Below are 14,070 nucleotides of genomic sequence, written 5' to 3'. Positions count from 1 at the left end.
ACCCCCGCCCCGGAGCCAGCCCGCGCCGACCCCACGGCGGTCGGCCACCGGCAGCACCGAACGGCCAACCCCACACGGAACGGAGCACGTCTCATGAGCAGCACCGCCCCCTCCCACCGCCCGCTCGCCCTGGTGACCGGGGCCTCCGCGGGCATCGGCTACGAACTCGCGAAGCTGTTCGCCATCAACGGCTTCGACCTGATCGCCACCGGCCGCAGCGAGCACACCGACCAGGCAGCCGCCGACCTCGCGCGGCACGGCGTCCACGTCACACCCGTGCGCGCCGACCTCTCCCGGAGCGAGGGCGTCGAGACGGTGTGGCGGGCGGTGCGAGACATCGGCCGACCGCTCGACGCCGCGGTCCTCAACGCCGGCCGCAGCATCGGCGGCGCCTTCCTCGACACCGACCTCGACGACGAACTCTCCCTGATTCAGCTGAACGTGGCCTCCGTCGTCCACCTGGCCAAGCACGTCGCCCGGCACATGGCCGGCAACGGCTGCGGCCGCATCCTGATCACCTCGTCGCTGTCGGCGACCCTGCCCACGCCCTATGAGACCGTCTACGGGCCCTCCCGCGCCTTCACCCGCATGTTCGCCCTCGGACTGCGCGAGGAACTCAAGGAACACGGCGTCACCGTCACCTGCCTCATGCCCGGAGCCACCGACAGCAACTTCCACGCCAGCGCCGGCATGAACAACACCGCCTTCGGCCCCGGCATGAAGAAGAACAGCCGCAAGGAAGTCGCCCGCCAGGGCTTCCTCGCCTTGATGAACGGACGCGCCGAAATCGTCGGCGGCGACGCCGCCACCAAGCGCACCGCCATCGAACACCGCTTCCTGCCCGAGACCTACAAGGCCGCCCGCCACGCCACCAAGGCCAAACCCCGCCCTGCGCACTAGGTGTATTGATCACGAGCTGAGTGCGGCACCCCTCTGGCCTGAGATAGCCCCACGCGACGAGCCTGAAGTTCCGCAGGGGGCGAGGTCGGTGGTTCAGGTTCGGGGCTTTCGAGATCAGCGCCGTTGCCGCCGTCGGCGGTGGATGCGCCCTGCACCTCCACCGCCTTGCCGTTGGCCGGGACCATCAGCGGTGTCTCAGGTGCGGGTCCAGCGCTGGTTGCTGCCGTTCGAGCAGGAGTAGAGCTGGATCAGGGTGCCGTTGGCGGTGCCGCCTGTGACGGAGTCGAGGCAGAGGCCGGACTGGACGCCGACGATCGATCCGTCGGAGTTGAGGCGCCATTTCTGGTTGTCGCCGCCCCAGCAGCTGTAGATCTGCACTTTGGTGCCGTTGCCGGTGCCGGCGGCGTCCAGGCACTTGTTGCCGTAGACCCTGAGCTCGCCGGCGGCGGTGTACGTCCACTGCTGGTTGGTGCCGTTGTGGCAGTCCCACAGTTGGAGCTGGGTGCCGTCGGTGGTACTGGTGCCGGGCACGTCCAGGCAGCGGCCCGAGCCGACGCCCTTGATCGGTCCGGAGTCCGGAGGGGGCGTGGAGGAGCCGCCGTTGAGTGCGTTGAGGACGGCGGTGTAGGCGGGCTTCTTGCTGCCGTTGCCGTTGAACAGCAGCGGCGTGTGCTCCGGTCGCCAGGAGTCGGTGTCGCGCACACCCCAGACGGTGATGCCGAGGCAGCGCGGGACGGCCAGGCAGTCGTTGGTCACGTTGGCGTAGGTCGTGGCCGCGGCGCCCTGGATGTCGAGTTCGGTGATGGCCACGTCGACGCCGAGGGCGGCGAAGTTCTGCAGGGTGGTGCGGAAGTTGCTGTTGTAGGGGCTGCCGCTGTTGAAGTGCGACTGGAAGCCGACGCAGTCGATCGGCACTCCGCGCTGCTTGAAGTCGCGGACCATGGCGTACATGGCCTGGGTCTTGGCCCAGGTCCAGTTTTCGACGTTGTAGTCGTTGTAGCAGAGCTTGGCGGCCGGGTCGGCGGCGCGCGCGGTGCGGAAGGCCACCTCGATCCAGTCGTTGCCCGTGCGTTGCAGGTTGGAGTCGCGCCGGGCTCCCGAACTGCCGTCGGCGAAGGCCTCGTTCACGACGTCCCACTGGGCGATCTTGCCCTTGTAGTGGCGCATCACGCCGTTGATGTGGTCGATCATCGCCTGGCGCAGCGTGCTGCCGCTGAGGCTCTGCATCCAGCCGGGCTGCTGGGAGTGCCAGGCCAGGGTGTGGCCGCGCACCTGCTTGCCGTTCTGCACCGCCCAGTTGTAGACGCGGTCGCCGGCGGTGAAGTTGAACTGGCCCCGCTGCGGTTCGGTGGCGTCGATCTTCATCTCGTTCTCGGCCGTCACCGAGTTGAACTCACGGCCCGCGATCGTCGTGTACGCCGAGTCGCCCAGCCTGCCCGAGGCGATGGCGGTGCCGAAATAGCGGCCGCTCTGCGCCGCCGCGGCGCCGAGCGTGCTCTCGGCGGCGTGTGCGGTCGGCGGCGCGACCAGTGCGGCGACCGTACCGAGGACGCCGACGACCAGCGCCAGCAGCAGGCTGCGGAGCTTCCGGCGAGTCATGGGTCCGGGTAGGACATACAAGCTCATGGCTGTGCCTCCAAGGTGGTAATCACGCAAGGACTGAAGCGCAGGGGAATGCGTCGTCCGCTCGCACTCGGCAGGCGGACGGGGCGGGCCGGAACCCGGGCAGCACGGAATCACCGGACACCGCGGTCATGGGAGCGGGACGCGGCGTCGCGTACCTCTTCGACTGCGCGAAGAGCCAGGATGCGCTGGTACGAACCTCACCTGAACGAGACGGGTGGCGCAGGTGCTTTGGTGCGCGGATCTGCCGTGCAGCACGACTGCTCAGGGCCGACGTGCTTCGATATCTCGAACTGTGGCCGGGTTCTCAGACAGGGATGATCGAGGTGTTGACATGGATCGTCAATACTCTCCGCAGGAAAAGTTTCCGCCCTTCGTCCGAAACTTTCGGAACCCTGGTACGCCATCCCACAAACCCCGGGCGCGGTTTGTGGACAGTTCGGTGACAGGGCTTGACCAGAGGGCAGCTCATTCCTAGCTTGTGGCGTCGAAGCATCCGGGAATTCTTCGAAACATTCGAGATTTACCCGCCCTCCGGCACGTCCGCTCCGCGGCTCATCGGGGTCACCTCACCCCCCACGCCTAAGGAGGCGCTCTGATGTGGTTTCGTCACCCGTCCCCGGTCCGTCCAAGACGCCTGCTCGCGGCCCTTGCGCCCTTGCTGCTCGTGGCCACCTTCCTCGGGGCCCAGCCCGCCGCCGCGGCGGCCGTGGACCCCAACGCCTCGTACGTGCTGGTCAACCGCAACAGCGGCAAGGCCCTTGATGTCTACAACAGGGCGACCAGCGATGGTGCCCGCATCACTCAGTGGACCAGGAACGATCAGAACCAGCAGCAGTGGCAGTTCGTCGATTCCGGCGGCGGCTACTACCGCATCAAGTCCCGCCACTCGGGCAAGGTGCTGGACGTCCACAACTGGTCCACAGCGAACGGCGGCTCGATCGTCCAGTGGGCCGACCTGAACAGCACCAATCAGCAGTGGCGGCTGGCCGACAGCTCGGACGGCTACGTGCGGCTCATCTCGCGCCACAGCAACAAGGCCCTCGAAGTACAAGGCGCCTCCACCGCCGACAGCGCGAACATCGTCCAGTACGACGACTGGGGCGGCAGCAACCAGCAGTGGCAGCTCGTCAAGGTCGGCGGCGACAGCTCCGGCCCGTGCGAACTTCCGTCGACATACCGCTGGACGTCAACGGGCGCGCTGGCGCAGCCCAAGCCGGGGTGGGTCTCGCTCAAGGACTTCACCGTCGTCCCCTACAACGGCAGGCAACTCGTCTACGCGACGACGCACGACACGGGGACGAGGTGGGGTTCGATGAACTTCGGCCTGTTCACCAACTGGCCGGAGATGGCCTCGGCCGGCCAGAACACGATGTCGGCTTCCACCGTCGCGCCCACGCTCTTCTACTTCGCACCGAAGAACATCTGGGTGCTCGCCTACCAGTGGGGCAGGACCGCCTTCTCCTACCGGACGTCGAGCGACCCCACCAACCCGAACGGCTGGTCATCCGAGCAGCCGCTCTTCTCCGGAAGCATCTCCGACTCCGGAACCGGACCCATCGACCAGACGCTCATCGCCGACGGGTCGAACATGTACCTGTTCTTCGCCGGTGACAACGGCAAGATCTACCGGGCCAGTATGCCGATCGGGAACTTCCCGGGCAGCTTCGGAACGACCTCGACCGTGGTCATGAGCGATACGCGGAACAACCTTTTCGAAGCCCCGCAGGTCTACAAGCTCCAGGGCCAGAACCGCTACCTCATGATCGTCGAGGCGATCGGCTCGCAGGGCCGCTACTTCCGCTCGTTCACGGCCACCAGTCTGAACGGCTCGTGGACGCCGCAGGCCGCGACCGAGAGCAATCCCTTCGCCGGCAAGGCCAACAGTGGCGCCACCTGGACCAACGACATCAGTCATGGCGAACTGATCCGCACCAGCCCTGATCAGACCATGACCGTCGATCCCTGCAATCTGCAGTTGCTCTACCAGGGGCGCAGCCCCAACTCCGACGGCGTCGACTACGGCCTCCTGCCCTACCGGCCGGGTCTGCTGACACTGCGGCGCTGACGGCGTGACACGAGTCCGGCTCCGGTACGGAGCCGGCTTGGCGGGCTCGGCGGAAGGCCGAGCCCGTCCGGGTCACGGGCCGGGCCAGGCGCCGGGCGGGCCGGCCCCACGCGAACCGGCACACCGCGTCACGCCGAAGCAATGCGAAACTCGAATTCGGGACGGTCCCACGGCACGGCGGGCGGGTTCGCGAGCGCGGTCCCGGTCCGGACCGCACCGACGCGGTGGTAGAAGTCCTGGGCAGGAAGATGCGACACGACCTTGACCCGGTCGATCCCGGCGGCACGGGCCTCGGACTGCATGTGCGCGACGAGCAGCCGTCCAATACCACGCCCTTGCGCTTCGTCGGCGACGAACAGCAGATCGAGCTCCGGTGGAGCAAGGACGAGCGAGTAGAACCCGAGGACCCGGCCCCCATGCTCGTCGGCACCGACGGCCACGAAGGCGCGGTGGGCTTCGATGTAATCAGGACCGACCCGGTAGCCCGCCACCGCGGCCGCGAACTTACCCTCGTAGGCGCCTGAGCCACGTACCAGCCGCGTGAGCCGTTTGGCATCCCGCGCGACTGCCCTCCGTATCGTGATCGGCCGGCTGATCGGGGATGTGCGGGAACTCATCGGGAAAGTATGCCGCACCGAGGTCCCGTCAGGATGTTCCTCGGCGTGTGCTTACGGGGAGCGGCCATGGTCGGCATCCTTTTGGGTCTTCGATGCCGGTTCACCCGCGGACGGCGGTCCGCCTTCACCACTCGGGCGCTCCGTCGGACGGAGAGATCACAGAGGCAATGGATCATCTCGTTCGCTCTCCGGGTACCGTCAAGGAATGAGTCATCCACACCCCGAACTGAAAGCCGCCCCGCCCCTTCCCAAAGGAGGGCTGCGGGTCATCGCCCTGGGCGGCCTGGGTGAGATCGGCCGCAACATGACCGTGTTCGAGTACGCCGGCAAACTGCTCATTGTCGACTGCGGCGTGCTGTTCCCCGAGGAGACCCAGCCAGGCGTCGACGTGATCCTGCCGGACTTCACGTCGATCCGGGACCGGCTGGACGACATCGTGGCCGTGGTCCTCACCCACGGCCACGAGGACCATATCGGCGGCGTGCCGTATCTGCTGCGCGAGCGGTCCGACATTCCCGTCGTCGGCTCCAAGCTGACGCTCGCGTTCCTGGAGGCCAAGCTCAAGGAACACGGCATCCGGCCGCGCACGGTGCGGGTGCGGGAGAGCGACCGGCGCGGCTTCGGGCCCTTCGACCTCGAGTTCGTGGCGGTCAACCACTCCATCCCGGACAGCCTCGCGGTCGCGATCCGCACCGGCGCCGGCATGGTGCTGCACACCGGCGACTTCAAGATGGACCAGTTCCCTCTCGACGACCGCATCACCGACCTGCGCGCCTTCGCCCGCCTCGGCGAGGAAGGCGTTGATTTGTTCCTCACCGACTCCACCAATGCCGAAGTACCCGGCTTCACCACCTCCGAGCGTGAGCTGAACCCGGCGATCGAGCAGGTGATGCGCACCGCGCCGCGACGGGTCATCGTCTCCAGCTTCGCCAGCCATGTGCACCGCATCCAGCAGGTCCTGGACGCCGCCCACCAGCACGGCCGCAAGGTCGCCTTCGTCGGCCGGTCGATGGTCCGCAACATGGGCATCGCCCGTGACCTGGGCTATCTGAAGGTCCCGTCCGGTCTGGTCGTGAGCACGAAGGAGCTGGAGAAGCTCCCGGACCACAAGATCACTCTGGTGTGCACCGGCTCCCAGGGCGAACCGATGGCCGCGCTGTCACGGATGGCGAACCGCGACCACATGATCCGCATCGGCAAGGGCGACACCGTCCTGCTCGCCAGCTCCCTCATCCCCGGCAACGAGAACGCCATCTACCGGGTGATCAACGGACTCACCCGGTGGGGCGCCCACGTGGTCCACAAGGGCAACGCCAAGGTGCACGTCTCCGGGCACGCCAGCGCCGGCGAACTCGTCTACTGCTACAACATCGTCAAACCCCGCAACGTCATGCCCGTGCACGGCGAATGGCGCCACCTGCGGGCCAACGCCGACCTCGCCATCCGTACCGGCGTCGATCCCGGCCGTGTCGTGATCGCCGAGGACGGCGTCGTCGTCGACCTCGTCGACGGGCGGGCCTCCATCACCGGCAAGGTTCCCGCCGGCAACGTCTACGTGGACGGGATGGAAGTCGGCGGCGCCACCGAGGCGTCCCTCAAGGACCGCCTCACCCTCGCGGAGGAAGGCGTCGTCACGGTGGTGGCGATCGTCGACGCGGACACCGGCGCCCTCGCCGAGGCCCCCGACTTCCTCGCCCGCGGCTTCGTCCACGACGACACCACCTTCGAGCCGGTCGTCCCCGTCATCGAGAAGACCTTGGCGACCGCGGCCGAGGAAGGCGTCGGGGACGCGCGCCAACTCGAACAGCTCCTCGCTCGCGCCGTGGCGAACTGGGCGTTCCGCACCCACCGCCGCAAGCCCCTCATCATCCCCGTCATCATCGACGCCTGAGCCACAGCCCGGCAGCACGAGCCGGGCTGGTCCGGGGTCGAGTGGACGTGGACCGCTTCCAGGACACCGAACGTGCCGCGCAAGGTCGGTGTCCTGGCCTCACCGTTCCCTCAACGATCAGGACGACTGGGGTGTACGGCCGGCGGGGATCAGCCGCCGCGCCGCACCCGGGCCGCCTTGCGGGCCTCCGCGAGCTTGCGGGCCTCGTTGCTCTTCCGGGACGACCTGCCACCGGAGCCGCTCTTCGCGTCCTTGGCGCTGCCAAGGCCGCGGAACGGGGCGTTGTGGTTCTTGGGCCGGGTTGCGGCCGCCCCGCCGTCGAGCGGCTCTCCGGAGGGGGTCTTGGCACCGGTGATCCGGCTGAGCTCCGCCTCGCCTGAGCGCACTTTGGTCACCTTGGGAGCGACGTCGGCATCCGCCATGACCTGGCTCGTCTCGCGGCGCTGTCCCGGCAGGACGAGCGTCACGACGGTGCCGAAGCGGCCGGCCCGAGCCGTGCGGCCGGCGCGGTGCAGATAGTCCTTCGGGTCGGTGGCCGGATCGACGTTGACCACGAGGTCGAGGTCGTCGACGTGCAGGCCGCGTGCGGCGACGTTCGTCGCCACCAGCGAGGTGACCTGCCCGTTTTTGAACTGGGCCAGGGTCCGGGTGCGCTGCGGCTGGGACTTCCCGCTGTGCAGGGCGGCGGCGGCCACGCCACTGGCCCGCAGATGCCGCGTGAGCTGGTCGACGCCGTGCTTGGTGTCCAGGAACAGCAGGACGCGGCCGTCCCGGGCGGCGATCTCCGTGGTCACGGCGTACCGGTCCGGGCCGTGCACGACGAAGACGTGGTGCTCGATCGCGGAAACCGCGTTGGACGAGGGGTCCACGGAGTGGACGGCGGGGTCGCGCAGATAGCGCTGCACCAGGTGGTCGACGTCGCGGTCGAGGGTGGCGGAGAACAGCATCCGCTGTCCGTCGGAACGCACCTTTTCCAGGATCTCGGTGACCTGCGGCAGGAAACCCATGTCACACATCTGGTCGGCCTCGTCCAGGACGGTGATGCGCACCCGTCCCAGCCGGCAGCCCTTGCGCTCGATGAGGTCGTGCAGCCGGCCGGGCGTGGCGACGACGATCTCGGCGCCGTCGCGCAGTAGGGCGGCCTGCCGTCCGATGGACACTCCACCCACTACGGTCGCGAGCCGTAGCCGCAGTGCCTCGGCGTACGGGGTGAGCGCCTCACCGACCTGCTGTGCCAGCTCCCTGGTGGGCACGAGAACGAGCGCCAGCGGCTCTTTGGGCTGCGCGCGCTGCCCGGCCGTCCGGGCGAGCATCCCCAGGCCGAAGGCGAGCGTCTTGCCGGATCCAGTGCGGCCCCGGCCCAGGATGTCCCGTCCCGCGAGCGCGTTCGGCAGCGCCGCCGCCTGGATGGGAAAGGGCACAGTCACGCCGTGCTCGTCCAGCGTCCGCAGAACCTCGGCCGGCAGTCCCAGCTGTGCGAAGGACGCCACCGTGGGCAGCGCCGAAGCGGCGTCCGGCGCCTCGGACACACAGTCCTGCCGCCGGGCATCGCCACGTGCTGATTCGTTCACAGTAAGCCTTCCTCCGAAGGGACCGTACCGAGGAAGGCGCGGCGGGGACGCGGTCACCAGCCCGGGACATCGATCGGAGCACCGGCACAGCGACCCTGCAAACGGTCAACGTTAGCACGGGGCACGCCGTCGACCCTGTGAAAGCAGCGCTGCCCTGGACCTTGTGCACGCCAGAAGACGCTTCGAACGACCTGCCTCATGTGGTGGCACGGCTTCCTCCACGGCCACGGCATGCACAGCCGGGCCGAGGCGCACGAAGGAAGGCGGCGCACGCCCGAGCGGCGAGTCGACTCGTCGCCTGCACAGGGCTTGCCGGTGAGGTCCTCGGGATTCGGAGTCGAGGGCCCTGAGGGGAGCCCGGCGAGTGGAGTGAGTGCGCCCCAGCGGCGCCCACCTGTGGCCGGCTTCAGACGCCCCCCGGCAGGTGCGGCGAGCAAGTGCCGAGGCGCACGTCAAAACGTCTCTTCGCGCATGCGTACACCCGGGTCACCCATGATGTCGCGCCGAGGACAGACAAAACGAGAGCGGGCGCACAACCCTGGAGATTCGGAGTTTGCATATTATCCGAGCTTCGCAAAGGCTCTTGCCTTGATCTCACGCTCTGCAGCTAGCTATTGCTGCGTCCGCTTCCTGGCCCGGGTTCCCGATGAGCTCTGGGCCGACCGGCAGCGCACGAGCCCGGTCCGGCCGGGCCGTCGGTCAGGGAGGCGGGCGGGAAACCGTACGTGAGGAGTGGTCATGAAGAAGGCATACGAGGCACCGACGCTCGTCCGGCTCGGCACCTTCCGGAAGGAGACGGGGTTCCTTCAGCGCTCCGGCAACGACCGGCTGATCCTGAGCAAGAACTGACGACCGACAGTCCTTGACCCGACGTCATGACTGAACTGCACGAAAGTGCGGGGACGGGCCGCGGCGACGCGCACTTCACGGTCTTCACGGACCGTGCGGACGCGGCCGCCGCGGCCCGCTCCTTCGCCCGCCCCGGAAGCCGGACCCTCGCGCACGCGTCGGGCCGGCCCTGGCTGGTCGGTCACTGGAGCGACGACGAACTCGTCACCGCTGGTGTCGGCAGCGCCTCCCTCGCCGTCGTCGGCTGCTGCCCGATCGGCACGGACGAACTGCGGCGCCGGGCCGCCCGGTTGCGTGATCTCGCGGAGCTCGACGCACTGGCCCGATCCCTCCCCGGCAGTTTCCACCTGGTCGGCGCCCTGGACGGACAGATCAGGGTGCAGGGCACCGCCTCCGGACTGCGACTCGTCTTCCACGCGGAGATCGACGGCGTGCGAATCGCCGCGACCCGAGCCGACACGCTGGCCACCGTCCTGGGCCTGGACCCCGACGTGGAGGAACTGGCCGTAAGGCTGCTGTGGCCCGCCCCTCACCCGCTGTTCGAGACATCGATGTGGCGTGCGGTCACCGCCGTTCCTCCGCAGGACGCCGTGGTCGTCGCCGCGGACGGCCGCAGCGTACGGCACACCCGGTGGTGGACTCCGCCGGAGCCGGTCCGGCCGCTTGCCCAAGCGGCGCCCCTGATCCGGACGGCATTGGAGGAGGCCGTCGGCGCCCGTACCCGCCAGGGCGGCGTGCTGAGCTGCGACCTGTCCGGGGGCCTGGACTCCACCTCCGTCTGCTTCCTGGCCGACCGCTCCCCCGCCCGCGTGGTGGCCAGTACCTGGCCGGGACGGGATCCGGCGGACACCGACCTGTCCTGGGCCGAGCGGGCGATGAGGCACCTGCCCGACGTCGAGCACGTGGTGTGGGACGCGGACGCCTCGCCGCTGGTCTATGAGGACCTGCTCGGCATCGACGACCTCCTCGACGAACCCACCATCGGCGTCATGGACCGCTCCCGGGTCCTGCACCATCTGCCCGGCCTCGCCGCACGCGGCAGCCGGCTGCATCTGACCGGCATCGGCGGCGACCACGTGGCATGGTGCTCCGAGGCGTACTACCACCGGCTGCTGCGCACCCGCCCGCTGTTCGCGCTGCGCCAGTTACGCGGGTTCCGGGCTCTGTGGCAGTGGCCGCTCGGCGGCACACTCCGCGCCCTCGCCGATTTCCGGCCGTACGGGAAGTGGCTCGCCGACGCAGCCGGTGAGCTACGCGGCCCGTTGCCCCCGTCCGTCGCGACGGGTCTCGGCTGGGGCATGACCCCGCGCCTGTTCGACTGGGTGACTCCCGAGGCCGAGCGGATGGCCCGCCGGGCCCTGCTCGACGCAGCGGCGACGGCCTCGCCGCTGCATCCGGACCGCGGTCTGCACACCGACCTGGAGCAGATCCGCTCCTGCACCCGCGTGATCCGGCAGTGGGACCGGATGGCGGCCCGTGCCGGCCTGCCGATGGCCTCTCCCTTCCTCGACGACCGCGTCGTCGAGGCGTGTCTCGCCGTACGTCCGAGCGAGCGCGTCACGCCCTGGCGCTACAAGCCCGTCCTCACCGCCGCGATGCGCGGGATCGTGCCCGAGGAGTGCCTGCGGCGCAGCAACAAGGCCACAGCCTCCATGGACGCCTCCAATGGACTGCGGGAAAACCGCGCCGACCTGCTGGCCCTGTGGGAGGACTCACGGCTGGCGGAGCTGGGCCTGGTGGACGGCGCCGAACTGCGCCGCCTCGCCCGGCGGCCCGCGTCCCCGGGGCTCTCCGACGCCATCCTCTACTCCACGATCGCCGCGGAGGTGTGGCTGCGAGGGCTCGCCCACGGCCGCACCCATGTCCCACAACCCTGACCGCATCCCCTGTCAGACACGTCAGAAAGGCCCTCATATGCCCCTGCGGCTCGGCGAGAACGTCTCCACGGCCGAAACCGACTACGGCACGGTGCTGCTGGACGAAAAGGCCGGTGCCTATTGGGAGTTGAATCCGACGGCCACCTTGGTGGTGCGGGCACTGCTGGACGGCGGCGAGGAGGCGGACGCGGCCGCCGCCCTGGCCCGGGAGTTCGACATCGACCAGGAGCAGGCCCGGCAGGACGTCGAGACGCTCGTGCGGGAGCTGCGCGACTCGGGGCTCGCCTCATGACGACGCCCAGCGCGCTGGAGCGGCCCACCGGTGTTCCCCTGGCCCGACGCCTGACCGCCCGCCTCGTCCTGCTCCCCGCCGTGGCCCTCGCCCTGCTGCCGCCCCGTCACATCCGCGCCGTGCTCGGCATCCTGCGGCGCGGCGCCACGCCGGCGACCACCGCGCAGGCTCAGAACGCACGCGACGCCATGTGTGCCGCCAGCCTGCGCTGCGCCGGGCCGAAGGGGTGCCTGCCGCGCTCCCTGGGGGCGGCGCTGCTGTGCCGTCTCGGCGGAACATGGCCGACTTGGTGCACCGGCGTACGGGTCACCCCGCCCTTCACCGCGCACGCCTGGATCGAGGCTGACGGCCGTCCCGTCGGCGAGGGTGTCCCACCGGGCTACTTCGCCCGCCTGGTGGCCGTCGCCCCGCGGCCACGGCCCACTGACCGATGACCGGCGCGACGGCATCGCGAGGCGGCCGGGCCGCGGTCGCAGAGGTCGAGCCCGGAGCCGACAAGTCCACCTTGGCGGCGGTGGCCACGATGTACCGGCTCACCGCCGGGCATCGGAGCGCCATCGCCGTCGCCAGCGTGCTGACCCTCGTGGGCTCCGCCCTGGGACTGGCCCAGCCCCTGGTCGCCAAGCAGGTCGTGGACGCCAGCGGCCACGGGCAGCTCATCTGGCCGCTGCTGGCCCTCCTGGGCACACTGTTCGTCGTCGAGGCGGCGACGGGGGCAGCGGGACGCTTCCTCCTGGAGCGGATGGGCGAAGGTGTCGTCCGGCAACTCCGGCACGGGCTGGTGGGCCGACTGCTCCGACTGGAGATGAGGGAACACGATCGTCACCGGGGCGGCGACCTCGTCTCCCGGGTGACGGCCGACACCACCTTGCTGCGGGAGGTCGTCTCGCAGGCCGTGGTCGATCTCGTCACGGGAAGCCTGGTCGCCGCCGGGGCGATCGTCCTCATGGCGTGGCTGGACCTTCTGCTGTTGCTCCTGGTCGCCGTGACCGTCGCGGCGGCGGCCGTGGTGGTCGCCTCGCTGCTCAAGGGCATCCGGAACGCGTCCGAACAGATGCAGGGCTCGATCGGTGCCGTCGCCGCCGATCTGGAACGCGCCCTGCACGCCCTGCCGATGGTCCGCGTGCACCGCGCCGAGGAGCGTGAGGCGGCCGGCATCGGTGCCCGCGTGGACGCGGCCTACGGCGCGGGGGTGCGCAGCGCGAAGCTCGCCTCCGTGATGAGTTCCGCGGTCGAACTCGCGGTCCAGGGCTCCTTCCTCATCGTCCTGGTCGTCGGCGGCCTGCGTGTAGGCAGTCAGGCCGGCTCCCTCGGCGACCTCGTCGCGTTCCTGCTCTACGCCTCGTACCTCGTCCTGCCCCTGTCCTCCGTCTTCCGCGCCGTGGGCCTCATCCAACGCGGGATGGGCGCCTACCAGCGCATCGACGAGGCACTCCGCCTTCCCGTGGAGCCCACCGAACCCCACGTCCCGGAAGGCCGCGCCCCCGCACCGCGGCCCGCCGGACCGTCCGGCACCCGCGAGCACCCCGTTCTCGACCTGCGCGACGTCCACTTCGGCTACGCCCCGGGGCGGCCGGTCCTCCGCGGCGTTTCGTTCGCTGTCCCGCAGCGTCGGCAGGTGGCCCTGGTGGGCCGCTCCGGTGCCGGCAAGAGCACGGTGTTCGCCCTGGTCGCTAGGTTCTACGAGCCGGATGCGGGCACCCTGCTCTACGACGGGCGGCCCGCGGCCGAACTCACCCGTGGCGCCTGCCGCCGAGGCATCGCCGTGGTCGATCAGAACACCCATGTCGTCCACGGCACCTTGCGCGACAACATCACCTACGCCGTGCCCGACGCCACGGAGGCGGAGATCCGGCGCGTCGTCGAACTGGCCCGGCTCGAAGAGGTCGTCGACCGGCTGCCCGGGGGCCTGACCGCTGTCATCGGTGAACGCGGCGGCAATCTCTCCGGCGGCGAACGTCAACGTGTCGCCCTGGCCCGCGCGTTGCTGGCCCGCCCCTCGCTGCTCCTGCTGGACGAGCCCACCTCCCACCTCGACGCGATCAACGAATCGGCGCTCACCACGGTCATGAAGGACGTCGCCCAGGAGTGCGCCCTGCTGGTCATCGCCCACCGTCTGTCCACCGTGCAGCACGCCGACCACATCGTGGTGCTCCAGGACGGTCGCGCGTCCGCCGCCGGACGCCACGAGGAATTGCTGGTCAGCAGTGCCCTCTATCGCGAGCTGGCCGCGAGCCAGATGCTCCGGGCGGGCGGGGAGCACGGGTTGGGCGAGCGGGAGCGGAGGGACGGCTGACGCGTTCCGCCTCCCGGCCCGGCGGCTCGAGTTGGAGTGGTGTTCGGACTGCCAATGGGCACCGTCGGGTCCAGGCGGCCGGATCG

Annotated in this window: 11 protein-coding genes; 8 read left to right on the top strand and 3 right to left on the bottom strand. The window is 69.7% G+C overall.

Annotation, left to right across the window (positions count from 1 at the left end; all coding sequences use genetic code 11):
* Positions 1-93 precede the first annotated feature (93 nt).
* Complete coding sequence (locus AC07DF_RS17960; RefSeq protein WP_478971727.1) at positions 94-900, top strand: SDR family NAD(P)-dependent oxidoreductase; 807 nt, start codon at positions 94-96, stop codon at positions 898-900.
* A gap of 195 nt (positions 901-1,095) precedes the next feature.
* Here AC07DF_RS17960 and AC07DF_RS17955 read toward each other — a convergent pair whose 3' ends face one another.
* On the bottom strand, positions 1,096-2,526 hold the full coding sequence (locus tag AC07DF_RS17955; protein WP_478971725.1) for an endo-1,4-beta-xylanase: 1,431 nt from the start codon (positions 2,524-2,526) through the stop codon (positions 1,096-1,098).
* A gap of 595 nt (positions 2,527-3,121) precedes the next feature.
* Here AC07DF_RS17955 and AC07DF_RS17950 point away from each other — a divergent pair.
* The gene (locus AC07DF_RS17950; protein ID WP_478971723.1) at positions 3,122-4,591 is read left to right on the top strand and encodes a non-reducing end alpha-L-arabinofuranosidase family hydrolase; all 1,470 of its coding nucleotides are present in this window, start codon (positions 3,122-3,124) and stop codon (positions 4,589-4,591) included.
* Between the two features lie 128 nt (positions 4,592-4,719).
* Here the strand turns inward: AC07DF_RS17950 and AC07DF_RS17945 are convergent, their stop codons facing one another.
* A complete protein-coding gene (locus tag AC07DF_RS17945) occupies positions 4,720-5,208 on the bottom strand; it encodes a GNAT family N-acetyltransferase (protein ID WP_478971721.1) in 489 nt (162 codons plus the stop codon).
* 205 nt (positions 5,209-5,413) lie between these two features.
* On the opposite strand from AC07DF_RS17945, the gene AC07DF_RS17940 reads away from it, so the two are divergent.
* A complete protein-coding gene (locus AC07DF_RS17940; RefSeq protein ID WP_478971719.1) occupies positions 5,414-7,099 on the top strand; it encodes a ribonuclease J in 1,686 nt (561 codons plus the stop codon).
* A 149-nt stretch (positions 7,100-7,248) separates the two neighbouring features.
* Here the strand turns inward: AC07DF_RS17940 and AC07DF_RS17935 are convergent, their stop codons facing one another.
* Entirely contained in the window at positions 7,249-8,628 is a 1,380-nt protein-coding gene (locus tag AC07DF_RS17935; RefSeq protein WP_478972720.1) for a DEAD/DEAH box helicase, read from the bottom strand.
* A 780-nt stretch (positions 8,629-9,408) separates the two neighbouring features.
* Here AC07DF_RS17935 and AC07DF_RS17930 point away from each other — a divergent pair.
* The 5 genes from AC07DF_RS17930 to AC07DF_RS17910 are packed head-to-tail and all read left to right on the top strand — an operon-like array spanning position 9,409 to position 13,984.
* Complete coding sequence (locus tag AC07DF_RS17930) at positions 9,409-9,519, top strand: keywimysin-related RiPP (protein ID WP_346138028.1); 111 nt, start codon at positions 9,409-9,411, stop codon at positions 9,517-9,519.
* Positions 9,520-9,545: 26 nt separating this feature from the next.
* A complete protein-coding gene (locus tag AC07DF_RS17925; RefSeq protein WP_478971717.1) occupies positions 9,546-11,396 on the top strand; it encodes a lasso peptide isopeptide bond-forming cyclase in 1,851 nt (616 codons plus the stop codon).
* Positions 11,397-11,433: 37 nt separating this feature from the next.
* Entirely contained in the window at positions 11,434-11,688 is a 255-nt protein-coding gene (locus tag AC07DF_RS17920) for a lasso peptide biosynthesis PqqD family chaperone (protein WP_478971715.1), read from the top strand.
* On the top strand, positions 11,685-12,122 hold the full coding sequence (locus AC07DF_RS17915) for a lasso peptide biosynthesis B2 protein (RefSeq protein WP_478971713.1): 438 nt from the start codon (positions 11,685-11,687) through the stop codon (positions 12,120-12,122). The genes AC07DF_RS17920 and AC07DF_RS17915 overlap by 4 nt, the downstream gene beginning before the upstream one ends.
* Positions 12,119-13,984 carry an ABC transporter ATP-binding protein gene (locus AC07DF_RS17910; RefSeq protein ID WP_478971711.1) on the top strand — a complete coding sequence of 622 codons (1,866 nt, stop codon included), beginning with the start codon at positions 12,119-12,121 and terminating at the stop codon, positions 13,982-13,984. Before AC07DF_RS17915 ends, AC07DF_RS17910 begins: the two co-directional genes overlap by 4 nt.
* The last annotated feature ends 86 nt before the right edge of the window (positions 13,985-14,070 follow it).

The organism is Streptomyces sp. NPDC044719, assembly GCF_056433405.1.
Note: the sequence above shows the minus strand (reverse complement) of the source record. Positions and strands in the feature narration are given on the sequence as shown.

What these genes read in the sequence shown, in the direction of transcription:
- AC07DF_RS17960 (WP_478971727.1), top strand. Translation starts at nt 94, where the DNA reads ATGAGCAGCACCGCCCCCTCCCACCGCCCGCTCGCCCTGGTGACCGGG.
- AC07DF_RS17955 (WP_478971725.1), bottom strand. Translation starts at nt 2,526, where the DNA reads ATGAGCTTGTATGTCCTACCCGGACCCATGACTCGCCGGAAGCTCCGC.
- AC07DF_RS17950 (WP_478971723.1), top strand. Translation starts at nt 3,122, where the DNA reads ATGTGGTTTCGTCACCCGTCCCCGGTCCGTCCAAGACGCCTGCTCGCG.
- AC07DF_RS17945 (WP_478971721.1), bottom strand. Translation starts at nt 5,208, where the DNA reads ATGAGTTCCCGCACATCCCCGATCAGCCGGCCGATCACGATACGGAGG.
- AC07DF_RS17940 (WP_478971719.1), top strand. Translation starts at nt 5,414, where the DNA reads ATGAGTCATCCACACCCCGAACTGAAAGCCGCCCCGCCCCTTCCCAAA.
- AC07DF_RS17930 (WP_346138028.1), top strand. Translation starts at nt 9,409, where the DNA reads ATGAAGAAGGCATACGAGGCACCGACGCTCGTCCGGCTCGGCACCTTC.
- AC07DF_RS17925 (WP_478971717.1), top strand. Translation starts at nt 9,546, where the DNA reads ATGACTGAACTGCACGAAAGTGCGGGGACGGGCCGCGGCGACGCGCAC.
- AC07DF_RS17920 (WP_478971715.1), top strand. Translation starts at nt 11,434, where the DNA reads ATGCCCCTGCGGCTCGGCGAGAACGTCTCCACGGCCGAAACCGACTAC.
- AC07DF_RS17915 (WP_478971713.1), top strand. Translation starts at nt 11,685, where the DNA reads ATGACGACGCCCAGCGCGCTGGAGCGGCCCACCGGTGTTCCCCTGGCC.
- AC07DF_RS17910 (WP_478971711.1), top strand. Translation starts at nt 12,119, where the DNA reads ATGACCGGCGCGACGGCATCGCGAGGCGGCCGGGCCGCGGTCGCAGAG.